Here is a 24,008-nt window from a genome sequence, read left to right on the forward strand (position 1 = left end):
GTCGGCGTCAACGGCGTTTTCACAGGCGGCTGTTGAGGCGCAGCAGGGCCGCCCTGCCGTCGGCCAGCCGCACCTCGGTCAGGGTCGCGTTGTCCACGCCGGGGAAGACGCGGCGGTAGTCGCCCAGCGGGAGCGAGAGCCAGTGGCACAGGACCAGGCGCAGCAGGGTCGCGTGGGTGACCACCAGGACGCGGCCGCCGGGGTGGGCGTCGGCGATGTCGCCGAGGCAGGTGACGGCGCGGTGGGCGGCCTTGTACGGGTCCTCGCCGCCGGGCAGCGGGTTGGCGGCGGGGTCGGCGTGGAAGGCCGCCAGGCGGGCGGGGAACGTGGCGGCCATCTCGGCCGCCGTGAGTCCTTCCGCGCGGCCGAAGTGCAGTTCGCGCAGCCGCTCGTCGTGGCGGGGGCGCAGTCCGGTGGCGTGCGCGACGGGGGCGGCGGTGGCGCGGGCGCGGGTCAGGGGCGAGGTCCACAGGGCGGTGAGGCCCGCGTCGCGCGCCCAGTGGGCGAGCCGTGCGGCCTGGGCGCGGCCGCGGGGGGTGAGGGGCAGGTCGCTGCTGCCGGTGTAGCGGTTGTCGGCGTGCCAGGGGGTCTCCCCATGGCGTACGAGGACGAGTCGGGTCATGCGGTGGTTCTCCTGCGCGTGTGGTCGGCGGGGGCCGGGTGGGGCCGGGGCCTGGGGCGGGGCGGATCGTGGGGCGGTGTCCCTCTGCGCCGCCGGGGGTGGGGTCGGGCCGTCGCACGCGGGGACGGGTCATGCGGCTCTGCGGTGTGCGTGGTCCGCGAGGGTGCGGCCGAGCCAGCCGTGTCGGGCGAGTGCGTCGACGAGGCGGAGGTAGTGCTCGGTGTGGCGGGCGGTGGCCGTGGGGTCGGGTGCGAGGTCCTGGCGGGTGCGGGCCATGGTGCGTGCGGCCTCGGCGAGGGGTTGTCCGTGGGCGGTCGCGGCGAGGACGGCGCTCCCGTGGGCGGCTTCGGTGTGTTGGGGCAGGCGGACGGGGCGGCCGAGGACGTCGGCGCGCAGCCGGCACCAGGCGGGGTTGCGGGCTCCGCCTCCGGTGAGGGTGTAGGGGCCGTCGGCGGGGGCGCCCAGCAGGTCGAGGTGGTCGAGGCAGAGTCTCTCCAGGCAGGCGACGCCGAGGAGTTGGGCGAGGAAGAGGTCGGTGTCGTCGGCCGTGTCGCCCAGGACGAAGGGCCGGGCGTCGGGGGCGCGGAAGGGGAAGCGCTCGCCTGCCGCGGAGACCAGCGGGTAGGCCACGGCCCGTGGCCGGCGCCGTACGGCGTGGGCCGTGAGTCTGTCGAGGTCGGCGCCGGGGAAGCGGTGGGCGAGGACGCCGGCGCCGCTGCTGGAGGCGCCGCCCGGCAGCCAGAGGCCGTCCGGGCCGCGGTGGCAGTACAGGGCGCCGGTGGGGTCGTGGACGAGGCCGTGGCTGACGCCCTTGAGGACGAGGGTGGTGCCGAGGACGGCGTTCCACGCTCCGGGTTCGAGGGCGCCGGCGCCGAGCCGGGCCGCGCAGCCGTCGGTCATGCCCGCGACGACGGGGGTGCCCTCGGGGATGCCGGTGGTGACGGCGGCCCGGGCGCACACGGTGCCGGTGACGGTGCCGGGGCGGACGACGTCGGGCAGGACGGCCGCGGGGACGCCGAGCGCGGTGAGGGTGTCCTCGGGCCAGCGGTCGGCGAGCAGGTGGTAGCCGCTCTTGAGGGCGTGGCTGGTGTCGGTCGGCAGGGGGTGTCCGGCCAGGCGGCGGCAGATCAGGTCGGGTTGGTGGCACAGCCGGGCGTCGTCGTGGGCGACGGCGTCGCGGTGCCGGTCGAGGAGCCACAGCAGTTTGGGCAACGCCCATGAGGGCTGCATCCGTTGGTAGCCGAGCTCCTGCCACAGGGGTGCGCCGAGTGCGTTGGCCCGGTCGGCTTCGGCGGTGGCGCGGCCGTCGTCGTACATCAGGCCGGGGGTGAGGGGGCGGCCCCGGCGGTCGGTGAGCAGGACGGTGCCGGAGGTGCCGTCGACGGCGAGGGCCCGGATCCGGGTGGTGTCGAGGCCGGTGAGGGCGGCGCGGCAGGCGTGGGCGGTGGCGGTCCACCACTGCTCGGGGTCCTGTTCGTGGCGGTTGCCGGCGCGGTGTCCGGTCAGCGGGTGGGTGCCCGAGCCGTGGACGTGTCCGGTGCTGTCGACGGCGACCGCGCGGGCGCTCTGTGTGCCCACGTCGATGCCGAGCCAGAGGTCGCGGTCAGGCACGGTCGCCTCCGGTGCTCAGCAGGGTCGTGTCGCCGGGGGTGCGGGCGCGGGCGGCGGCGAGCCGGTGCCCGCCGGCGGCGGCCAGTGCGCGCAGGGCGAGGAAGTCGTCGTGGAGGGCGGAGTAGAAGGCGGTCATGGCGGGGTCGGGGGCGCGGGTGGTGCGCGGGTGTACGTACCGTGCGGCGGCGGTGCGCAGGTCGGGTTCGGCGCCGGTGGCCACGAGCCCGGTCAGGAAGGCGCCTTTGGCGCCGTGTTCGGTGCCGGCGGCGCGGAGCACGGGCAGGCCGGTGACGTCGGCGATGAGTCGGCACCACAGCTCGCTCTGTGCTCCGCCGCCGCTCAGGCGCAGTTCGCCGGCGGCGGTGCCGGGTGCGGTGAGGCAGTCGCGGACGACGAGGCTCAGTCCTTCGAATACGGCGCGGGCGATGTCGGCCCGGCCGTGTTCCAGTGACAGTCCCCAGAAGGTGCCCCGGGCGTAGGGGTCGAGGAAGGGGGCGCGTTCCCCGGCCGGGGAGAGGTAGGGCAGGAAGACGATGCCGCCGGCGCCGGGCGGTGCCTGGGCGGCGAGTTCGGCGAGGCGTGCCGGGGCGCCGGTGCCGAGGAGTCGGCCGGCCCAGGTGAGGACTTCGGTGCCGGCGAGGGTGGGGAAGGCGCGCAGGACGCGGCCGTCGGGGCCGTGGGCGAGGGTGAGTCCGCGCGGTTCGCCGCCGGTGTCGGGTTCCGTACGCACCACGGCGGTGCACAGGGTGGTGCCGAGTACGGTGCACGCCTGCCCGGGTTCCACGGCGCCGACGCCGAGGGCCGTGCAGACCACGTCGTAGGGGGCCATCACGACGGGAAGTCCTTCGGGCAGGCCGAGTCGGCGGGCGGCCGGGCGGGTGAGCGGGGCGGTCCGTTCGCCGTCGTCGCGCAGCGGTGGCATCAGGCGGTGTGCCGCTGCCAGCCCGAACAGCGGCCACAGGTCCGGATCCGGGGTGCGGGTGCGGGCGTCGAGGTAGGGGGCCGAGGCGTCGGAGGTGTCGATGCCGGGTCGGCCGGTCAGTCGCAGGAACAGCCAGCCGCCGCAGGTCAGCGCGGTGGCGGAGCGTGCGAGCCGTTCGGGGTCGTGGCGGGCGAGCCAGCCGAGTACGGCGGTGGGCAGTCCCGGGAAGGGGAGCGAGCCGGTGCGGCGGAACGCCTCGTCCAGTACGCCCGCCGCCCGCCATTCCTCGACGAGGTCCGCCGCGCGGGCGTCCGACCACAGTACGGCCGGTCCGGTGGGGCGGCCCTGGCCGTCGACGAGCCAGCATCCGTCGCCCTGGGCCGTGACGGACACGAAGCGCGGGGCGCTGCGGGCCTGTGTCAGGGCCGCGCGGACGGCCACGACGACGGCGTCCCACAGGGCGTCCATGTCCTGTTCGGCCCGGCCGGGCCGCGGGTGGAGCACGGTGGTGGTGGCGCGGGCCACGGCCGTTTCCTCGCCTTCGTCGGAGAGGACGACGGCCTTGATCACCGAGGTGCCGATGTCCAGGGCCAGCGCGGCCATCGTGTCCTCCCGGGGGCCGAGGGCGGTGGGGTCGGTGCGCTCGATGCAATCCGCTGTCTGACGGGGCGTCAACACGCTGTCCGGAATCCCTCGCGGGCCGTGCGCGGCGCCCTGTGATCCGCACCGGCGGCCGCGCCAACGGGGCTGGTTCTCCCTGGACTTGCTGTTGCGTGCTGTGTGATGTGTCTGTGACCATCACAGGCATGGCAACCGCAGCACAGGCCGCGCGGGCGGAAGCGGACGGCGCTCCGGCGCCTTCCGACGCGCGGCGCGAGAGGCGCCGGCGGGTCCGTGAGCGCGTCGCCGGCGAGGGTTTCGTCGGCACGCGCGCGCTGGCCGAGGAGTTCTCGGTGAGCCTGATGACCGTCCACCGCGACCTGGACGCGCTGCAGGCGCAGGGCTGGCTGCGCAAGGTGCGGGGCGGGGCGACGGCACTGCCCTCGGCGCTCTTCCACGGGGACCTCGACCAGCGCATGGCCTCGATGGCCGGCACCAAGCGCCGGCTGGCCGCCGCCGCACGGGAGTTGCTCGTCCCGGGGCAGACGGTCGTGCTCGACGACAGCACCACGTGCCTGTACCTGGCGCAGCGGCTGTCCGACCGCGCCCCGCTCACCGTGATCAGCAACTTCCTTCCGGTGATCAAGATGCTCACCGGGGTTCCGGGCGTCGGCCTGATCGCGCTGGGCGGTTCGTACTTCCCGGCGTACGACGCCTTCCTCGGACTGCACACCGCGCAGGCGGCGCGTTCGTTCCGCGCGGACGTGCTGTTCATGTCGACGACGGCGGTGACGGGCGGTGGTTGCTATCACCAGTCGGAGGAGACCGTGCAGGTCAAACGGGCGCTGATGGAGTGTGCCGCCCGGCGTGTGCTCCTGGTCGACCACACCAAGTTCAGCCGCCAGGGCCTGTATGCGCTCGCCCCGCTGACCCGTTTCGACGTGGTGCTCGTGGACGACGGGCTGCCGCAGGAGGAGGTGCGGCGCGTGCGGGAGCTGGGGGTGGCGGTCCGTACGGTGCGGCGCTGACCTTCGGCGTCCGCCTCTCCCGCCGACCGGCGACCGCTCTCCGGCCCGCGAAAACGAGAGCCGTATCCTCCGCCGGGCCGTCGTGCCATTCTGTGCCCGTGGCAGCGGGCTATCGGCGCATCGTGGCACACCTTCTTCACCGGTCGGGTCTTTCGGACTCCTGGCAGCTGCGCGACGGGGCGTTCTGGTGCATGGCCGTCCCGCCCCGGCACACGCCCCGCGAACAGGGCTGGAAGCTGCACCTGTCGGCGACACCGGCCTCGGCGCCCCGGGTCCTGGAGCAGGCGGCCGAGGTGCTTCTCGGGCACGGGTGCGCCTTCAAGTTCGCCATCACTCCGCAGGTCGCCGCGCAGCTCAACGGTGTGCGGGCCGACCGGGCGCGGTCGGGGAAGTTCCTGACCGCCTACCCCGGCGACGACGAGGGGCTGCGGGAGCTGGCCGAGCGGCTGCACCGGGCCACGGCGGGACTCGCCGGTCCCGCGATCCTGTCGGACCGGCGCTACCGGCCGCACAGCCTGGTGCACTACCGCTACGGCTGTTTCGACAGACCGTATGAGCTCAACGACGACGGCTTCTACGAAGGGCGGTTGCGGGCCCCGGACGGCACGCTCGTGCCGGACCTGCGGAACCCGTGGTTCTCCCCTCCCCCATGGGCTCCCCTGCCGTTCCCGCCGCCCGGGGCGGGGGCGTCTCCCGCGCGGAGCGGGCGCGGTGCTCCGGTGCGGCTCGCCGGCCGCTATCTGGTACGGGAAGCCGTCCGCCACGCCAATCGCGGCGGTGTCTACCGCGCGTACGACGAACGCACCGGCGAGGACGTCCTGTTGAAGGAGGCCCGCCCCCACGTCGGGGCCGACGTACAGGGCCACGACGCCCGCGACTGGCTGCGTCACGAGGCGGACGTGCTGCGGCGTCTGGCCCCGCAGGGCGTCACCCCGGGCCTGCGGGACGTCTTCGCGTCCGCGGGGCATCTCTTCCTCGTCCAGGACCTGGTCCCCGGAACGAGCCTGCACCGCTGGACCGTTGACGCGGTGCAGTGCGGCGACGGCCGGATCGCCGTGGACGCGGCCTGGTCGCTGGCCCGTGAGCTGACCGGGGTCGTCGGCCGGGTGCACGCCGCCGGTTTCGTGCTGCGCGATCTCAAACCCGGCAACGTCGTGATGACACCGGACCGTACGCCCGTCCTCGTCGACATGGAGTGCGCGGCCGACGCGGACGGCACCGCGCACGTCGCCGGGACCCAGGGCTTCACCGCCCCGGAGTACCTCGACGGCCCGGAGCGGGACGCCGTGGCCGCGCCGCCCGCGCCCAGGCCGGAAGTCGACTGCCACAGCCTGGGGGCGACCCTGCTGCACGCCGTCTCGGGCATCAGCCCCGTCCTGGCCCCGGACACGCCCGGCTCGGGAAGGACGGCCGGGCAGCGGCTCGCCGCGCTCGTGCGCGCCGCCGCCCCCGCGCACCCGGCGCTGCGCTCCCTCGCCCCGCTGCTCCTCGGTCTCACGGCGGATCCCGGCGAGCGCTGGCCGCTGGGGCGGGCGGCCGCGTTCCTGCGGGACACGCCCGTCGCGGCAACGGCACGCCCCGGTCCGCCACTTGGCGATGCCGGCATCGACCGGCTGATCGATGACGGCCTCGCCCATCTCGCCGAGACGATGGCCCCGGACGCGGAGTACCTGTGGCCGCGCCCCCGGACGCTGCCTCCCGGGGACCCGTGCAACGTCCAGGTGGGCACGGCGGGGGTGCTGGCCGTCCTGGACCGTGCCGTGCGCTGCGGCCGTCAGGGCGCGCGCCCCGCCCTGCGGACGGCCGCGCGATGGCTGGAATACAGGATCTCCCTGCCGGAACGGGTGCTTCCCGGGCTGTACTTCGGCCGCTCCGGCACGGCGTGGGCGCTGTACGGGGCGGCACGGACGCTGGACGACGACGAACTGGCGGACCGCGCCCTGCGGTTCGCCCTGCGGATCCCGCTGCGCTGGGAGAACCCGGACATCTGCCACGGTCTGTCCGGCGCCGGAACGGCCCAGCTGCACCTGTGGCACGCCACCGGCGACGGCCGGTTCGCCGAGCGGGCCCTGGAGTGCGCGGACGGCGTGCGCCGGAGCACCGGCGTACAGGCCCCCGCGCTGTACGGCTACGGGCACGGCCTGGCCGGGAACGCCGCCTTCCTGCTCGCGGCGGGACGGGCCCTGGACCGGCCGGATCTCGTCGGTACGGCGACGGACGCCGGACGGACGCTGTGCGCGGCGGCCCGGTGGCGCGGCGGAGGAACGGCGGACTGGCCGAAGGGCCCGGGCACCACCGAGCGCACGGGGCTGAACTTCTGGTGCAACGGCGCGGCCGGCGTGGGCAGTTTCCTGGTACGGCTGTGGCGGGCCACCGGTGACGCGCGGTTCCGTGAGCACGCCGAGGGGGCAGCGGCGGCGGTGTACCGCGACCGCTGGCGGGCAGGCCCGGGCACCTGCCACGGAGTGGCGGGCAACGCCGAGCTGCTGCTCGACCTGGCCGCCGCGACCGGGGAGCAGCCCTACCGGCGGCAGGCCTCCGAAGCGGCCGTCTGTCTCTTCGTCCGCGCCGCGCTGCGGGACGGACGGCTGCTGGTGCCGGACGACACGCTGCGCGGGATCTGCGCGAGCTACAACGTCGGCCTGGCCGGCGTCCTGGACTTCCTCCTGCGGCTCAGGTGCGGCGGCGGCCGTTCCTGGTACGCCGACCCCCTGGCTCTCCGCAGGCCGGAGAACACGCACGACAAGCCAACCGTGAAGGAGACGTGATCCATGGAGACCGAGGTGCTCGAACTGCAGGAACTCCCGGAGACCGACGGGGAGATGCTGGAGCCGATGATGTGCTGTCCCGACAGCATCCCGCGCACCGAGTGGACCGACGGCTGCACCGAACCGCCCAAGTGCCACTGAGATCCCCACAACCGGCCGGGGCGGAGCCGCCCCGGCCGGTACCCCGGCCGCACGCGGGGACACCCGCGTGCGGCCGGGCGTGGACAGCGGCCGTCTCCGGCGGCACGGCGGACGCGGCGCTGTCCCTCGTGACCGCGCTGGCCGGCCGGCCGCGCGCCGTGCCCGGGTGCGTACGGCCCGATCTCGCGGGCGGCGGTGCCGGGCTGGCCCTCGCCTACCGCCAACTGGACCTCTGCCGGCCCGGCGAGGGCTGGGACGCCATGGCCGGCGGATACCTCACCGCCGCGGCCGCGGGCGTCCGGCGGCTGGGGGTGACGGCTCCGGGCCTCCACGGAGGGCTGGCCGGACCGGCGTTCGCCGCCTGGCACTCGGGAGAGGAGTGTCCGCTCGGCCCGCGTGCCGGCGAGGAGACGGTCCGGCGGGCGGCGGCGCTCGCCGGCCGCGTGCACGGGGTGGCGTGGCGGGACTTCGACGTGATCCTCGGCCTCGCGGGAACCGGGGCCTTCCTGCTGTGCCGGGCCGGCCGGTCGCCGGCCGCCGAGCGGGTCCTGCGCGCGGTGCTCGGCGCCCTGGTGGCGCTGTGCGGGGAACGCGCCGGAATCCCCCGCTGGTTCACGCCCGCCGGGGCCATGACGGACGACGCGTTGCGCGCGCGTTTCCCGCACGGGGCCCTCAACTGCGGCCTGGCGCACGGGATCGCCGGCCCACTGGCCCTGCTCTCCCTGGCCCGGTCGGCGGGGGTGCGCGTACCGGGGCAGGAGGATGCCGTGCTCCGGGCGGCCGGCAGGCTCCTGGCGTGCCGGGCCGACGACGCGTGGGGCCCGTACTGGCCGGGCATCACCGGCCTGGCCGCCGCTCCCGGCCCCGCTCCTCCGGCGCGCGGCGCGTGGTGCTACGGCAGTCCGGGGGTGGCCCGGTCCCTGTGGCTCGCGGGTACGGCACTGGACGACGCGTCGCTGCGCGGGACGGCGGTGGGGGCCATGAAGGCCGCGCTGCGCCGTCCGTCCGTGCCCGGGGAGACCGGCGGCGCACCGGGGCTGTGCCACGGGCTCGCCGGACTGCTCCAGATCACGCTGCGGTTCGCGCACGACACCGGGGACCCGGAGTTCTCCCGTGCGGCGGCCCGGCTGACCGCGCGGCTCTGCCGGTCCGGCGATGTCGCCCGGGACGGCCCCGGTTTCCTGGAGGGGGCCGCGGGGGTGGTCCTGGCCCTCCTCGCCGCCACCACGGACGTCCCTCCCGCCTGGGACCGGGCGCTGCTCCTGGCGTAGGCGCCGACAGCCACAGAGGGAGGACGGCCGGCTGTCACCGGCGGGTCGCGGGAAGCGCGGCTACCAGGCGCGCATGGGCTCTCCCTCGACCTGTCGCGAGACGAATCCGCCGGGCCCCTGGGCGGGTTCGCCGAGGACGGTCACGCGGTGCATGACGCGGTCCACGTCGAGGTGCGCGAAATCCGTGGGCGCGAAGTGGCAGGTGGTGCGGTTGTCCCAGAGGGCGATGCTGCCGGGTTCCCAGCGGAAGCGGACGGTGTACTCGGCGCTCGTCAGGTGCTGGAAGAGCAGGTCCAGCAGGTGGCGGCTCTCCAGTTCGGTGAAGCCGGTGATGCGGGTGGTCGAGCCGGGGCTGACGAACAGGGCCTTCTCCCCGGTCTCGGGGTGGACGCGGACGACGGGGTGGACGGCGACCTGCGGCTGTTCGCAGTAGAGCCCCAGGATCCGGCGGTCGTGCTCGTCGGAGTGGCGCAGGTTGACGGCGGTGAAGAAGGCGTGCTCGGCGGTGAGATGGTCGGCGAACTCGCGCAGCGGGGCGGAGAGTCCCTCGTAGGCGGCGACCGTGTTGGTCCACTGGGTGTCGCCGCCGAAGTCGGGGGTCCGCTCGGCGCGCAGGATCGACAGGTCCGGCGGGTTGACGTACGGGCTGAGGTCGCTGTGCCAGCCCGCGAGCGGGGAGACCCACTTGCGGCGGTAGTGCTCCTCGAAGTCGGCGCCGTAGCGCCGGGTGTCGGCTTTCGGGTCGACGGTGAGGATCTCCGGGTGGCCCTCGGGGTGGACGCCGTGCTTGCCGCCCTCGCGGCGGGTGAGCGTCCCGAAGCGGCGGCCGAAGGCGATGTGCCGGTCGTGGTCGAGGTCCTGGCCGCGGAAGAAGACCACCCGGTGGGTGAGGACGGCCTGCCGGATCCCTGCGACGGTGCGTTCGTCGAGTTCCTCGCGCAGGTCGACGCCGGAGATCTCGGCTCCGATGCGGCCGGCCACCCGGCGGACGGTGAGTGCGGGGGGCTGCACGGTCTGGGGCATGGTTGTTGCCTTTCACGGACGGGTTCGCGTCTCTGGTTCTCGGCTCTGGTTCTCGGCTCTGGTTCGCGGCTTCAGGTCGAGTGGGCCACCCACTGCATCCACAGCGGGAGCAGCACCAGCGCGACGACCGAGCTCTTGACGACGATGGCCGCGGACATGTCGACGCCGACGTCGTAGCGCTGGGCGAAGATGAACAGGTTCTGGGGTGTGGGCATCGCGGCGATCAGGACGAGGTAGTTCAGCCACTCGCCTCCTATGCCGAAGCCGTAGTGGCACACGGCGAAGGCCAGCAGGGGGAAGACCACGCACTTGAACGCGATGATCCAGATTTCCTCGGCGGTGGTGCCGCGGATCTTCAGGCCCATGCCGCCGAGGTGCAGTCCGAGGGCGAACAGGGCGACGGGCGAGGCGCTGTCGCCCACGAACGCGAAGCTGTCGAGGACCGTTCTCGGCAGGTGCACGGACAGCAGGTTGAGCACGATGCCCGCGTTGCAGGCGATGACCATCGGGGTCGCCAGGGAGGCGGTGAGGGCCGAGGCGAGCCGTCTGCCGGGCCCTCCGGTGCGGTCCGAACGCCCCAGCTCCATGATGGAGATGACGACGAGGGACAGCACGCAGACCTGGAACAGGAGCACCAGGAAGATCGGTGCCGCGTTGCCGAACAGCATGATGAACACCGGTACGGCGAAGTAGGCGGTGTTGACCTGGACGGCCGCCATGATCCGCAGGGCGACGCCGCGCGCGTCGCGTACCCCGAAGGCCCAGGCCAGTGCGCCGGTGAGGAGGACCGCGACGCCTGCCGCCGCCGCGTAGCCCGTGATGGCCCACCAGTCGAACAGGGCTCCCAGGTCGCTGCGGTAGATGTTGCCGAAGAGGAAGCACGGCACGGCGAAGAGGAAGGCGTAGTCGGCGAAGGCCTTGGAGCTGTCGGCCGGCACGATCTTCCGTTTCGCGAGCAGGACCCCGCAGCCGAAGGCCAGCACCACCGGTGCCAGCTTTTCCAGAGCCGCCATCACTCCCATGCGCGTAGGGTCATCTCCCGGTATGCGGTGACCACGTGCCGGACGAGGTCGTTGCCCGGGTCGTAGGGGTGCTCGTCGATGCGGGCGACGGGGAGGATCTCGCAGGCGGTGCCGCACAGGAACGCGCCGTCGGCCTCGCCGGCGAAGGAGGGGGGCAGGTCGCCGACGGTGCACTCGATGCCCGCGTGCTCGGCGATGGCCAGGACGCAGGCCCGGGTGATGCCGTCGATGGTGCAGCGGGTCGTCGGTGTGTGGAGGGCGCCGTCCTTGGTGAAGAACAGGTGTGCCCCGGTGGCCTCGACGAAGTTGCCGTGGCCGTCGAGCAGCAGCGCGTCGTCGTAACCGGCGCGCAGCGCCTCGTTCTTGCTGATGGTGCCGATCATGTAGTTGCCGGCGGCCTTGCTCTTGACGGGTGCGCAGCCGGGGTCCGGGCGGCGGTAGCGGCCGGTGACCAGACGGATGCCCTTATCGAGGGCGTCGGCCGCCGCGTAGTAGCCCTCCGGGAGTTCCCAGGCGGCGATGGAGGTGTGCACGGAGGTCTTCAGCGCGGCGGTCTGGATGACCTCGGAGCCGCGCCAGGCGTTCATGCGGATGTAGCCCTCGGTGATGCCGGACGCGGCGACCGCCTCCAGGGTGGCCGTGTGCAGCGTCTCGTCGTCGTGTGCGAGGTCGAAGTCGAGGATGCGGGCCGAGGCGCGCAGCCGGCTGATGTGTTCGGTCAGCAGGAAGGGTCTGCCGCCGTGGACGCGCACGCCTTCGAAGACGCTGGAGGCGTAGTGCAGTCCGTGGGTGAGCACGTGCAGGGTGGCGTCGGCCCAGTCCACGAGGCCGCCGTCGTACCAGATCCTGCCGGTGCGCCGGTCGAAGGGAATCACGGGTGCTCCCTTCGGAGCGCGAGGTCGAACAGGGGGTGCTGGAGGTCGCCGACGAGGGCGACGAAGCGGCGCTGGTGCCGGGTGAGGCCGCGCACCGAGACGCCGTGCAGGGCGAAGCGGTTGATGGGGTACATCACGAGGGTGTTGGCCTCGTAGGGGACGGTGGTGACCTCTTCGACGTACTGCGGGTCGATGTCGAAGCGGCTGTCGCCGTACTCGGAGGCGCTGGCGTGGAAGGTGTGCGCTCCGGTCCGGTACTTGTACAGCACGAGGTCGCCGCCGGTGGCGTCGTCCTCGGGCAGGCGCATGTAGAACAGGCCGCCGAAGAGCTTGTAGGGCTTGTCGACGTGGGGGCCGCGGTAGGCCGAGGGGCGGCCGGTGACCGCCGAGTTGATGACGGCCGTGCAGTCCAGGAGGATGTCGTGGGTCGCGAAGGTGTCCCGGTGGCGGCGGCCGGCGCGCAGTTCGCGCAGCGGGCCGGTCCGCTCCCGCGCCGTCGGCAGGTTCGCGAGCAGGTCGTCCTCGAAGAGGTCGAGGAACTGCCGGTAGAACGCGGGCGAGGAGTGGTGGGTGACGAAGTCCTTCCAGACCTGTGCCATCGTCCCGTCGTGGAGGACGAGTTCGGACATGTAGTTGTAGCGCTCGTTGGAGGTGATCGGCTTGCCGATCCGCTCGGCGATGTACTCCGCGGTGGGCATCGTCGTCGACAGGGCGTCGTAGAGCTCCCTGGGCAGGGCGTCGCGGACGACGATGTGGGGGAACGGGTCGCGGCGTATGTCGCTCCTGGTCACGGTGGCCAGGAGCGAGGTGATGGCCGGGGTGCCCGTGAGGGTGGGGTTCATGGCCGTCTCCTTCCGACGGTGCGGGGGGTGAGGGGTGCTCGGGGCGGGGTGCTGTGGGCGCGGAGCCAGCTCTCCAGCACCAGCAGCGACCACAGGGCCTCGGCGGTGTGTGCTCCGGGGCTCTGTGTCTGCAGGTGGAACAGTTCGCGGACGGCGTCCTGGCGCACGTAGTCGTGGCAGCGGGCGCCGGGGGCGAGGAGGAGGTCGCCGATCATGTCGTGCAGTGCCTCTCCGGGCCGGATCATCGCCGCGATCGGCAGGGTGAAGGGCTGTTTGGGCCGGTCCACGATGCGGGCGGGCACCCAGCGGCGGGCGGCCTCGGCGACCGGTGCCTTCACGGTGTCGCCGGCCACCTTGACGTCGGCGGGCAGCGCGTGCGCCAGGCGCATCACGGACGGCTGGAGGAAGGGGATGCGGGCCTCCACCGAGTGCGCCATGCTCAGGTGGTCGACGCGGCGCAGGATGTAGGACGGGAAGCGTGCGGACTGGTCGTAGCGCAGCAGGGTTTCGAGCTTGCCGTGGGTGCCCGCGCGGACGCGCCGGTCGAGTTCGTCGCCGCTGCGGTCGCCGAAGAAGCCGCCGGACGCCTTGACGTGTGCCAGGTAGTCGGGGGTGTAGAGCTTTTCGAGGGTCGTGGTGTGGACGGCGGCCATGGTGCTCTGGTAGGTGCGGTGCCAGGTGGCGGATCCGTCCCGGTCGGCCTTGGTGAAGCGCGCGTATCCGGCGAAGAGTTCGTCGGCCCCGTCGCCGGTCAGCGCGACCTTGAAGCCCGCGTCGTGGACGGCTTCGAACAGCGCGAAGGTGCTGAGGCTGTGCGGGGCGTTGTTGGGCTGGTCGAGGTGGCGCACGAACCGCTCGACGAGGGCGGGGAAGCCGGCCGGGTCGAGGAGCACCTGGTGGTGCCGGGTGCCGCAGTGGCGTGCGGCCTCGGCGGCGAAGTGCCGTTCGTCGGCGGGCCAGTCGCCCTGGTAGGCGATGTTGAAGGAGGCGACGTCCGGCACCAGGTGCGCGGCGAGGGCCGTGGTGTAGCTGGAGTCCAGTCCGCCGCTGGTGATGACGCAGACGGGGACGTCCGCGTCGAGCATGCGGCGCATCTCCTCGCGCAGCACCGTATCGAGCAGGGCCGCGGCGGCCGTGACGGTGGGTCCGCCGGCCGGCCAGTCGGGCTCGGCGGGCTTCAGCGCGGTGTGGGCGACCGTCGCCCTGCCGCCCGTGAACCGCAGGGCCGACCCGGGCTCCAAGGTGCGCACGCGCGGGTGGACGGTGCCCGGTCCCCACACGGCCCGGCCGCCGAGGTAGCGGTCGACGGCGAGCGGGTCTAGCTCGTCGGGGAAGTCCGGGAAGCGGCGCAGGGCGCCCAGTTCGGAGGCGAAGCACAGCCGGCGGCCGTCGGCGGAGAGGTAGTGGAAGAGCGGCTTCATCCCGGCGTGGTCGGTGAAGAGTTTCAGGCACGCGTCGTCGCGGCGGTCGACGATCGCGATCGCGTACATGCCCTCCAGGCGGGAGACGAACGCGTCGCCGTACAGCTCGTACAGCGGCAGCAGGACGTCGCCGTCGCACTCGCCCTCGAAGGAGTGTCCCTGTGCGGCGAGTTCGGCGCGCAGCTGCCGGTGGTTGTAGATCTCGCCGTTGAACACGCAGGAGAGCGCGCCGTGCGTGAAGGGCTGGCGGCCGTGGGAGACGCCCTGGATCGCGAGCCGGTTGGTGCCCAGCGCCCAGCCGTCACCGCGGTGGAGGGACTGCTCGTCCGGTCCGCCGGGGAGCATCGCCGCGGCGACACTGCCGAGCACGTCGGGGCCGAAGGGTTCGCCGCCGAAGCAGCCGTAGATCCGGCACACGGCTCAGCCCTCCGCGTGGGGGGCGGAGCCGGCCGGTTCGAGGGCGCGGCGGGGCGGGCTCTGGCGGGCGGCCGGGTAGTGGCGGCCGAGGAACTCGGTGACGATCTCGACCTGCCGCAGGATGTCGTCGAGTTGGGCCGGGGTGGGGCTGACGCCGTGGCCTTCGAGCGCGCTGTTGCCGGTCTTGAGGTAGACGGGCGCGGCGACGCGGACGATGTCGGGTGCCTCGTAGGTGCGGATGAAACCGCCCGAGCTGCGGGGGTTGTCGACGTGGCAGTCGAGCGGGATGGTCACCGCGCGGCGCAGTGCCGCGATCATCGGCAGGGTCAGGTCCCGTACGGGGTTGAAGCTGCCCGCGCCGAGCATCTCCAGCATCTGCGCGGAGGCGGGGTTGCCCTGCCCGCAGTGCGCGGAGACCTTCAGGTGGAGGTCGGCGGGCAGGTCTCCGGCGGTGCGCAGCCGGCCGAGGACCCACAGCAGGCCCTCGTCGTAGACGACGAAGCCCCGTACGCCGAGGTCGATGCCGCGCTTGACGTCCTCGACGGCGCGCACGAGCTGTTCCTGGCCGCGCAGCCGGTAGCCGATGCGGGATCCTTCCGGTGTCTGGGCGCCGGCGCCGATGTCGTAACTGGCGCGTGGTCCGACCGACATGAGGATCTCGGCGCCGTACTCCTGGCCGAGGGCCACATAGGCGGCGATCTCGCGGGCGGTGTGCCGGTACATGCCGCGGGTCTCGGTGACGCGGTTGATGGTGATCCCGCGGCGGCGGCTCTCGCGGAGCAGGGTCTCGGCGGCCTGTACCGAGTTGACGGTGGGTACCTCGATGCGGAAGTGGCTGCCGTCGGGGAAGGCCGCCTGGGAGCCGGCGGTGGTGTTCGGGTCCGCGTCGGGCAGTCCCAGCCGGGCGAGTTGGGAGCGGGTCTGTTCGTAGAAAGCGGTCGTGGGGGTCACCGGGTCACCTCGATTCCGAGTTGGCCGGCGGTCCGGCCGACGATCTCCTCGGCGATGCGGATGGATGTCTCGCGGTCGCTGTGCACGACCTGGACCTCGCCGAAGTTGCCGAGATTGCCCCGGCAGGCCGGCAGGACGTCGCCGTCGGGGAAGCGGACGGTGAGCGCGTGCAGGCTCTCGCCGTACTCGGCGGCCCAGCCGAGGTCGGGCGGCCCGGCGGGCTTCGGGGTGGCGTCGGCGGCCCCGAACCAGCGGACGGTCGCGTAGTGCGTGAAGGCGGGGGCGGTGGGCTCGATCTCCTCGTTCAGGTGGATGCGCACGAGGAGTTCGAAGATGTCGCCGCCGCCGGCGAGCCTGAAGAGGTTGGGCAGGCAGGATCCCATGAGCCGGGGGTTGACCTCGATGAGGCGGGGTGTGCCGTCCGCGCCGAGCATGAGCTCGATGTGGAAGACGCCGAGTCCGAGTCCGAGGGCGCCGGCCACGGCCTCGGCGAAGTCCATGACGCGGTCGTGTTCCTCGGCGCCGATTCCGGCGGGGATGGTCGTGCCGGTCTCCAGTGCCTCGTGCCGGTGCCAGGTGGCGCGTTCGCTGACGGCCAGGCGCAGGAACCGGCCGTGTGCCAGGCCGAGTTCGGCGGAGACGAAGCGGCCCCGCAGGTGCTCCTCGATCAGGATGCCCGCCGCGTAGGCGCGGTGTCCGGCGGCCCGGTCGAGGACCGTGCGCAGTTGTTGTTCGTCGGCGACGACGTGGGCGCCCTCGCTGCCCGAGCCCCGGGCGGGTTTGACGACGACGGGGTATCCGGTGGTGGCGGCGAACGCGGCCGCCTCCCGGGCCCCGTCGACGACGGCGTGCCGGGTGTTGTCGAGGCCGGCTGCCGCGAGGATCTGCCGGCAGCGGTCCTTCTGTTTGGCCGCCTCGGCGGCGCGGGCGTCGGTGAAGGGCACCCCGATCTCCTCGGCGATCCTGGCGACGGGGACCACCAGGGCGTCGACGGTGGCGACGAATCCGTCGACGGGCCGCTCGGCGTGGATGCCGAGGACGAGGCGGCGCAGGGCGTCGGTGTCGGTGGCGTCGTCGAGCTGGTGGACGTCGTCGACGTGCCGCGCGTAGGGCGAGGCGGTGAAGTCGATGTTCTGGGACCGTTCCATGGCCAGGGAGCGGATGAGGGTCACGTGGTGGCCCAGGCGCCGGGCGGCTTCGAACGCGGGGGCGTTGCCGGTCTTCCAGGTCACGAACACCACGTGCCGGGGGGTGTGGTCGTGGCCGGTGGGGTCCTGTGGTGGTGTCATCGGCTCTTCCTCGCGAATCGCTGGCCGATGCGGACGTAGCCGGGCACGTCGGTGCCGGGGACGGGGATGAAGGAGATGGAACCGGCGAGGATGTTCTTGGGCGACATGGAGGTGAATCCGCCCGCGCCGGAGAGGACCAGGTCTCCCTCGTCGAGGTGCAGCCAGGTGCCGTCGGGGCGGCGCTCGGCGTACTCGTAGCGCAGGTGGTCGCTGCCGCGCAGGACGTTCAGCCGGTAGCCGTCGGAGGTGTACAGGCCGGCGCAGTCGTCGAGTTCCATCGTGAAGGGCAGTCCGGTGCGGATCAGTCCCTCGCCGGTCAGGGCCCGCAGCAGGTCCTCGTAGAGGCCGAACGCCGGGTAGGCGTTGGTGAGGAGCAGCAGGAAGGAGCGCTGTTCGGGGAAGATCTGGATGAAGTTGTGGTGGCCGCTGCCGTTGGAGTTGAAGCCGAAGGCGGACGGGCCGAACATCAGCCAGCCCAGGCCCCAGGCGTGCATGAAGTGGTGGCCGGGGACGGGGATCTGGGGGGTGCGCATCTGCTCGGCGAGTGCGGTGGACAGCAGGCGCTGTCCGTCGGGGGCGACGCCGTCGTCGAGGGCGAGCCGGGCGATGCGGGCCAGGTCGTCGAGGGTGAGGCAGACGGAGAAGGGTCCGGCGGCGTCGTCGGCGACGGTCTGCCGGGGCGGGTCGTGGCGCGTGTAGCGCTTGGCCTGTTCGTTCCACAGGTAGCCGGCGGAGACGTCCGTGCCGTAGTGGCCCTGCTCGGTGAGGGTCTCGGGGATCTCCTTGATCCCGAGGGGGGTGAGCAGCAGTTCGTTGACGGCCCGGCGCCAGGGCACGCCGAGGAGTTTCTCCACGAGGGCGGCGACGATGGAGGTGCCGACCGCCGAGTAGGCGAACACTTCGCCCGGTGCGAAGAGCTGGCCGTATCCGGCCAGGGTGGACAGGTAGGTGTCGAGGTCGGGCAGGTCGGTGTCGTGCCAGACCTCGTAGGAGTCGTCGACGCCGCTGGTGTGGGAGAGCAGGTGGCGCAGCGTCACCTGTACGGTGCTGCCGTCGCGGCGGGCGAACGCGTGCGGCAGCAGTCCGTCGAGGGGCTCGTCGAGGCCGAGCAGGCCGCGGTCCACCAGGCGCAGGGCGACGAAGGCCAGCATGGGCTTGACGATGCAGGTGACGCGCTGCCGGGTGCCGGGCCCGTACGGCGTGCCGCTGTCGGTGTCGGCGACGCCGTGGTAGGTGGACTCCAGGGTGCCGTCGAGGAACACGGCGGCTCCGGCGCCGGGTACGCCGTGGCCCCGGGCGGATTCGCGCAGCGTGTCGGCGACGGCGCGCAGCCGGGCGGTGGCGCCGCCTGCCGTGCGGGCGGTGGGCGACTGTTCGCGCTTGCGGCGCAGCAGGGCGGCCTGGTCGGCGAGGGTGCGGTGTTCGTGGATCTCGGCGACCCGTACGGTGCGGCCCGCCGCGTCCGACAGGCGGGCCGCGAGGAGGTTGGCGAGCAGTGAGTGGCCGCCCACGGAGAAGAAGTCCAGGTCGCGGGAGAGGCGGGTCAGGCCCAGGAGTTCGGTCCACGCGCGGGCGACGGCGGCTTCGTCGGGGTCGTCGCCGGTGAGGTCCGGGGCGCCGCCGGTTTCCCAGGCGACGGGCCGGGCGGCGAGCGCCGTGCGGTCGACCTTGCCGTTGGGCAGCTGCGGCAGCCGGTCCTCGACGATGATCCTGGCGGGTTGCATGTAGTGCGGGAGTCTGTCGCGCAGGTGGCCGGCGAGGGATGCGGCGGTCAGGTCGGCGCCGTCCCGGCCGACGTAGCACACCAGGTGGGTGTCGCCGTCGGCGCGCACGGCCAGGGCGGCCACGTCGCGCAGGCCGGCGGCCTCGCGCAGGACGGACTCGATCTCGCCGAGTTCGATGCGGAAGCCGCGCACCTTGACCTGGTTGTCGCGGCGGCCCAGGAAGCGCAGTTCGCCGTCCTCGGTCCAGCGGGCCAGGTCGCCGGTGCGGTAGAGGCGGGTTCCGGCGCGTGGGCCGAGGTGGGCCGGGGCGGGTACGAACGCGGCGGCGGTGCGTTCGGGGTCGCCCGTGTATCCGTCGGCCAGTCCGTCGCCGCCCAGGTGGAGTTCGCCGGTGGCGCCGTGCGGCACCAGTCGTCCGTGGGGATCCAGCAGGTACGCCACGGTGTTGGGGAGGGGTGTCCCGATGGTGGGGGTGGTGCTGGTGGGGCCGGTGAAGCATTTCCAGGTGGAGTAGGTGGTGTCCTCGGAGGGCCCGTAGAGGTTGTAGAGCCGTTCGATCGCCGTGCCGGCGAAGGCGGCGTTGACGAGTTCCTTGGACAGCGGCTCGCCGGCCACGTTCAGCACGCGGGTCGACTCCGGCAGGGCGGAGCGCTGGAGGAGGACGTTCAGCGCGCTGGGCACGGTGTTGACCAGGGTCGGCCGCAGCCGCGTGTCCTCGGTGAGCGCGAGGACGTTGTCGGCGACGACCACGCAGCCGCCGCGGGTGAGCGGGGCCCACAGCTCGTAGACGGACAGGTCGAAGTTGAGCGAGGTCGAGAACAGGACGCGTGCCAGCTCCCGGGGGGTGTAGGTGGCCTCGGCCCAGGCGAGGAGGGCGGTCACACCGCGGTGGCTGATGACCACGCCCTTGGGCCTGCCGGTCGAGCCGGAGGTGTGGATCAGGTGGGTGACGGCCGTCGGGGCGACCGTGAGGTCCAGGGGGGTGCCGGGCTCGGTCGCCGCCTTCTCCCACAGGTCCGTCCACGGCAGGGCTGCCGCCGGCACGCCGTCGAGCCAGTCCGGGGCGTCGGTGCCGTCGTGGACGACGGCGGCCATGCCGGCGGTCGCCGCGATGGCCCGCAGCCGGTCCGCGGGGTAGGCGGGGTCGAGGGGCACGTAGGCGCAGCCCGCCTTGTGGACGGCGAGCAGGGTCACGACGCTGCGGTGGGTGCGCGGCAGGGACAGTCCGACACGGGATCCTTCACCGATCCCGCGGGAGGTCAGGGCTCGCGCCAACTGGTTGGCCTGTGTGTCGAGTTGGCGGTAGGTCAGGACGTTGTCCCGCCATTCGACGGCCGGTGCGTGCGGAGTGCGGGCGGCCTGGGCCTCGACGAGGGCGTGCAGCGGGGTGTCGCGGGCGTAGGGCAGGACGGTGCCGCACGCCTCGGTCAGCAGGTAGCGCGTCTCGGGGCCGGAGAGCAGGGCGAGTTCGCCGACAGGTGTTCCGGGGCGTGCGGCGGCGTCGCGCAGGAGCGTGCCGAGGTTGGCGGCCATCCGGGAGATCAGCTCGCGGGTGAGGCTGTTCTCGTCGTAGTGGAGGGTGAACCGCGTGGCGCGCGGGCCGGGTTCGGCCGCCAGGACGAGCGTGAGACCGGCGGGAGGGGCCGTGCCCTCGACGTAGCCGGCGCGCAGTCCGGTGCCCAGGTCGGGCGGGCCGTCGGGCAGGCCGTCGCGGACTGCCGTGCGGTAGCGGGTGCCGAGGGCGGACGCGAGCGCGTCGAAGGGCGCGGCCCGGTCGAGCCGCGCACGTACGGCGGCGGGCCTGCCGGCGGGGGTGCCGTTCGTGCCGCCGGCCCGTGCCAGGGCGAAGTCGTCCTGGCCGCTGTAGTGGTGCACGAGCACGGTGAACGCGGCGTGGAAGTAGTCCGAGAGGTCCGGTCCGGCGGCCGCGGCGCGCGCGGCGAGCGGCTCCAGGCCGTCGACGGACCAGGTGTGTCCGGCGGTGCGCTCCGCCCGCGCGGACCCGCTCGCGCTGTCGGTCACGGGCAGTTGGAGGGCCGGAGCCGCGCCCCCCGCTGCCGCGGTGGATGAGGCGGCGGAATGGTCGCCCACTGTGGTGTTCCCCCTTGTCGAAAATGTTCTTCGCGTGCCGCTCCGGACGCGGGAACAATCGTCTTTCTGTGCATGCCGAATTCACGCGTGGCACGAGTTCTTCTTCTCCCGTGACAGCCGTGCCGATGGTGCGGCGGAATTCCGCCGCACGCCACGGAGAATTACGGGAGAGGCCGGGTACGGAAAAGAGACGCGGTTACAGAAAAAGAGGCGCGGTCACGCCGCCGCGGGGCCGGGTGCGGATTTTCCGCTGCGCCGGGCCCAGTTCACCAGGGGCGGCATGGCGGAGCCGGTCAGGGCGAAGCCGGCGCCCATGGCGATCCAGCCCGCCGTGCCGTGCTCGACGGCGAGCCAGGTCAGCAGGGCCGGGGCGATCATCTTGCCCAGGTCGGCACCCATCGCGTACGTGCCCTGGTACTGCCCCTGCGCGTGCTCGGGTGCCAGGCCGAACGCCATGCCCCAGCTGCCGGCCGACTGCCGTACCTCGCCCAGGACATGGGCCAGGGCGCCGGCCAGGAGCAGCACGCACGCGAGCACCGGGGAGACGCCGCCGGTCAGTGAGAACACCGCGCAGGCGAGCGCGAGGCACAGGGCCCCGGTCCGGGACGCCCTGGCCGCCGCCGTCGGCTCGTCGGTGCCGCGTGCCGCCCTGACCTGGAGCAGAACCACGGCGACGGTGTTGGTGAGCAGGATCGCGGCGATCATCCAGCGGGGTGCGCCGGTGTGGCGCAGGATCCACAGCGGCAGGACGACGTCGAGCAGCAGGTTGTGCATGGACAGCAGTCCGTCCAGCACCACGAAGGTCAGATAGGGCCGGTCCCGCAGCACGATCAGGGCCGGTCCGGGGCGGGCGGGCTGGGGCGGGACCGCGGGGAGCCGCAGTGAGAGCAGCCCGGTGGCCAGGCAGGTCACCGCGTTGAGGACGACGGCCGAGTGGTAGGCCCACACCGCGTCCAGGGCGAGCAGCACACCGGCGAGGGCGGCGCCCACCGAGACGCTGACGTTGCTCGCGGCCCGCAGGTAGGCGCGGACGGACACCCTCTCCTCGGGCGGGACCAGTCCGGCGACCATCGCCATGCGTGCGCTGCGGCTGGCACTGTAGGCCACCGCCTGCACGCTCACCACCAGCAGGTACGCGGCGAAGCCGTGGACGGCGAGGAGGAGCGCGGTGAGGGGTGCGAGGGCGAGGAAGGAGCAGATCTGCACGGCGCGCGGGCCGACGCGGTCGGCCAGGTGCCCGGTCGGGGTGCTCACCGCGAGGGCGACAGCGGCGGCCACGCCGACTCCGATGCCGAACTGTCCGGGTGACAGGTGCAGCACGCTCGTGGCGTAGATGGCGTTGAGGGCCATCCACAGTCCTTGTCCCGTGGTGTGCACCAGGGTGATGCCGGTGAGGGTGCGCGCCGGCCCGCGCGGCGGGAGGAAGCGGCTCAGCATGATCCGGCTGTGGCGCGGTCCCGTGAACCGGACCTCCGGCCGGGAGCCGGATGCGCGGCCCGGGCCTTTTGTTCTCTGCACGCCTGGTTTCTGCACGCCTGGTTTCTGCACATCTGTTTTCTGCACGTCAGGATCCCTGACATGTCCCCACCTCTCGTTCGGCATCGTCGCCAACCACAAGATTCGGGTAATCCCCCGTCATCCGGGCCGAGATCATCGGCCTCGCGGGTTCCATCGAAGCCGGGTACGGGTCATCGCGTCCAGGAATTACTCCTGTGACACCCGTCACAAACGGATCAACTCTCACCGGACAGCGGGGATTTGAGAAGGATTTTGCGGAGGTTTCAGGGGAGCGGGATCCCTCCTGGAAGCGCCCAGGGCGCCGGAATGTTCAACTCCCCCGGCCGCCGGCGGGGCTTCCGCCCGGAAGCGGACACGGCAGGCGACTCCCTCGTCACACCTCGTAGCCTACGAACGACAGCCGTCGGCAGTGGACGGCCGAGGAGAGGAAGGGAGTTCCCATGTCGTTACCCGTGCACGCGGCCGGGGTTCGCGGGGGCGCCGTCGGCGGCGCCGGGAACCGCCGGGGGACGGCGGACCGGGGAGCGCGCCTGGTGCGCCTGCCCGACCGGCAGCCGCCGGCCGGCGCCGGCTCGGTGGTCCCCGCACTCGCCGGGGCGCTGATCAGGCGGGCACCGCAACTGGTCGAGGAGTTGATGGAGCTGGCGCAGGAGCGGGGAGTGGGGTACCACGACCGGCTGCCCGAGACGGAGATCCGCCGGTCCCTGCGCGAACACCTGCTGGGATTCCTCCGGTTCGTCGCGGCGGGGCCGACGCCGGAGGGGGATCCGCTGGCCGTGGCCACCGGTTGGGGGCACTGCCGGGCCCGGGAGGGCGTGGCCGTGGAGTCGGTGCTGCGGATGCACCGCCTGGCCACGCAACTGCTGTGGGAGAAGCTGTTCGACGAGGCCGGGGCGGACTCCCCCGAGGTGCTGCGGCGCCTCGTCGACGAGAGCGGCCCGGTGTGGGAGATGCTCGACACCTACTCCTCCGCGCTCGTCGAGGGCTACCGCTCGGCGGAGACCGACGCCCGCCGCCAGGACGCGGCCCGCAGGGACGCGCTCGTCGACGCGCTGCTCGAAGGGCGCGGCACCGAGCCCGCCGTCGCCGCCGAGGCCGGCATCGCGCTCGGCCTGCCGCCCCGCGGCCGGTTCGTCGTGATCACCGTGGACACCGGCGGCGAAGCGGCGCCGGGGCCCGCTCCCGCCCTGCCCGTCCACACGGTCCAGGCCGTGTGGCGGACACGCGGCGACCGGACCGTCGGCCTGGTGGAGCTGGGGCGCACCCCGGTGCGGCAGCTCGTCGAACGGCTCTCCGGGGTCAGGGGCCACCGTATGGGCGTCTCCGGCGAGGTCGGCGGCCTCGCCGAGCTCGCGGCCGCCCACCACTTCGCCGAGACGGCGCTGCAGACCCTGCCGCCGGGGACCGCCGGGGTCGCCGCGTTCGACGACCGGCTGCTGGAGGCGTTCGTGGTGACCAGCCCCCATGTCGCCCGGCGGCTCGCCCAGCACGCGCTCGGCGGGCTCCTGGAGTGTGCCCAGGACGAACGGAGCCTGTTGCTGGCGACCTTGGACTCGTGGTTCCACTGCGGCTGTTCGGCGGCCAGGGCCGCCGAGATCCTGCACTGCCACCGCAATACCGTGCTCAACCGGCTGCGCCGCGTCGAGTCCCTGACCGGCCGGTCGCTGGACGACGACCGGCATCAGCTCGCCTGCCGGATGGCGTTGGTCGCGGTGCGCACCCTGCCGCCGGCCTCTCCCCCGCCTCCGGCGGCCAGGACCGCCTGAGTTCCCTCTGCCTGCCGCGCGGCCGCCCGCCCGGCGGGCCCCCGCGGGCCCGTTGTGCTCGGCGCACAGTCGCGCCCCGGCAAGCCGCAGCGGGCGGCCATCGACG

Annotated in this window: 17 protein-coding genes; 5 read left to right on the forward strand and 12 right to left on the reverse strand. The window is 73.4% G+C overall.

Annotated features, from left to right (window positions below; genetic code table 11):
* Window positions 1-19: 19 nt before the first annotated feature.
* From ACFP1Z_RS29020 to ACFP1Z_RS29030, 3 genes are all read right to left on the reverse strand, one after another.
* A complete protein-coding gene (locus ACFP1Z_RS29020) occupies window positions 20-622 on the reverse strand; it encodes a histidine phosphatase family protein (RefSeq protein ID WP_390320654.1) in 603 nt (200 codons plus the stop codon).
* Between the two features lie 129 nt (window positions 623-751).
* Entirely contained in the window at window positions 752-2,233 is a 1,482-nt protein-coding gene (locus ACFP1Z_RS29025; RefSeq protein ID WP_390320656.1) for an FGGY-family carbohydrate kinase, read from the reverse strand.
* Window positions 2,226-3,833 carry an FGGY family carbohydrate kinase gene (locus ACFP1Z_RS29030; protein WP_390320657.1) on the reverse strand — a complete coding sequence of 536 codons (1,608 nt, stop codon included), beginning with the start codon at window positions 3,831-3,833 and terminating at the stop codon, window positions 2,226-2,228. Before ACFP1Z_RS29030 ends, ACFP1Z_RS29025 begins: the two co-directional genes overlap by 8 nt.
* Before the next feature lie 128 nt (window positions 3,834-3,961).
* Here ACFP1Z_RS29030 and ACFP1Z_RS29035 point away from each other — a divergent pair, with 128 nt between their 5' ends.
* From ACFP1Z_RS29035 to ACFP1Z_RS29050, 4 genes are all read left to right on the forward strand, one after another.
* Window positions 3,962-4,783, forward strand: coding sequence for a DeoR/GlpR family DNA-binding transcription regulator (locus tag ACFP1Z_RS29035; protein ID WP_390320658.1), 822 nt, complete (start codon window positions 3,962-3,964; stop codon window positions 4,781-4,783).
* 122 nt (window positions 4,784-4,905) lie between these two features.
* Window positions 4,906-7,551, forward strand: a complete 2,646-nt coding sequence (gene lanL / locus ACFP1Z_RS29040; RefSeq protein ID WP_390320660.1) for a class IV lanthionine synthetase LanL — start codon at window positions 4,906-4,908, stop codon at window positions 7,549-7,551.
* 3 nt (window positions 7,552-7,554) lie between these two features.
* Window positions 7,555-7,692 carry a hypothetical protein gene (locus ACFP1Z_RS29045; RefSeq protein WP_390320662.1) on the forward strand — a complete coding sequence of 46 codons (138 nt, stop codon included), beginning with the start codon at window positions 7,555-7,557 and terminating at the stop codon, window positions 7,690-7,692.
* 128 nt (window positions 7,693-7,820) lie between these two features.
* Window positions 7,821-8,963: a lanthionine synthetase C family protein gene (locus tag ACFP1Z_RS29050; protein WP_390320663.1), complete on the forward strand. Its 1,143-nt coding sequence runs from the start codon at window positions 7,821-7,823 to the stop codon at window positions 8,961-8,963.
* Between the two features lie 60 nt (window positions 8,964-9,023).
* Here ACFP1Z_RS29050 and ACFP1Z_RS29055 read toward each other — a convergent pair whose 3' ends face one another.
* The 9 genes from ACFP1Z_RS29055 to ACFP1Z_RS29095 form a co-directional block, all read right to left on the reverse strand.
* Complete coding sequence (locus ACFP1Z_RS29055; protein ID WP_390320664.1) at window positions 9,024-9,986, reverse strand: TauD/TfdA dioxygenase family protein; 963 nt, start codon at window positions 9,984-9,986, stop codon at window positions 9,024-9,026.
* Window positions 9,987-10,057: 71 nt separating this feature from the next.
* Window positions 10,058-11,008 carry an AEC family transporter gene (locus ACFP1Z_RS29060; RefSeq protein WP_390320665.1) on the reverse strand — a complete coding sequence of 317 codons (951 nt, stop codon included), beginning with the start codon at window positions 11,006-11,008 and terminating at the stop codon, window positions 10,058-10,060.
* Complete coding sequence (locus ACFP1Z_RS29065) at window positions 10,999-11,883, reverse strand: aminotransferase class IV (RefSeq protein ID WP_390320667.1); 885 nt, start codon at window positions 11,881-11,883, stop codon at window positions 10,999-11,001. The genes ACFP1Z_RS29060 and ACFP1Z_RS29065 overlap by 10 nt, the downstream gene beginning before the upstream one ends.
* Window positions 11,880-12,725, reverse strand: coding sequence for a hypothetical protein (locus ACFP1Z_RS29070; protein WP_390320669.1), 846 nt, complete (start codon window positions 12,723-12,725; stop codon window positions 11,880-11,882). Before ACFP1Z_RS29070 ends, ACFP1Z_RS29065 begins: the two co-directional genes overlap by 4 nt.
* On the reverse strand, window positions 12,722-14,563 hold the full coding sequence (asnB, locus tag ACFP1Z_RS29075) for an asparagine synthase (glutamine-hydrolyzing) (RefSeq protein ID WP_390320671.1): 1,842 nt from the start codon (window positions 14,561-14,563) through the stop codon (window positions 12,722-12,724). Before asnB ends, ACFP1Z_RS29070 begins: the two co-directional genes overlap by 4 nt.
* A 3-nt stretch (window positions 14,564-14,566) precedes the next feature.
* Window positions 14,567-15,514, reverse strand: a complete 948-nt coding sequence (locus tag ACFP1Z_RS29080; RefSeq protein WP_390320673.1) for a peptidase — start codon at window positions 15,512-15,514, stop codon at window positions 14,567-14,569.
* Window positions 15,511-16,803 (reverse strand): ATP-grasp domain-containing protein, encoded by a 1,293-nt coding sequence (locus ACFP1Z_RS29085; protein WP_390320675.1) that lies wholly within the window; start codon window positions 16,801-16,803, stop codon window positions 15,511-15,513. The genes ACFP1Z_RS29080 and ACFP1Z_RS29085 overlap by 4 nt, the downstream gene beginning before the upstream one ends.
* Entirely contained in the window at window positions 16,800-20,549 is a 3,750-nt protein-coding gene (locus ACFP1Z_RS29090) for a non-ribosomal peptide synthetase (protein ID WP_390320676.1), read from the reverse strand. The genes ACFP1Z_RS29085 and ACFP1Z_RS29090 overlap by 4 nt, the downstream gene beginning before the upstream one ends.
* A 285-nt stretch (window positions 20,550-20,834) precedes the next feature.
* A complete protein-coding gene (locus tag ACFP1Z_RS29095; protein WP_390320677.1) occupies window positions 20,835-22,055 on the reverse strand; it encodes an MFS transporter in 1,221 nt (406 codons plus the stop codon).
* 521 nt (window positions 22,056-22,576) lie between these two features.
* On the opposite strand from ACFP1Z_RS29095, the gene ACFP1Z_RS29100 reads away from it, so the two are divergent.
* Window positions 22,577-23,902: a PucR family transcriptional regulator gene (locus ACFP1Z_RS29100; RefSeq protein ID WP_390320678.1), complete on the forward strand. Its 1,326-nt coding sequence runs from the start codon at window positions 22,577-22,579 to the stop codon at window positions 23,900-23,902.
* The last annotated feature ends 106 nt before the right edge of the window (window positions 23,903-24,008 follow it).

Source organism: Streptomyces gamaensis (genome assembly GCF_042656465.1).
Lineage (GTDB): Bacteria > Actinomycetota > Actinomycetes > Streptomycetales > Streptomycetaceae > Streptomyces > Streptomyces gamaensis.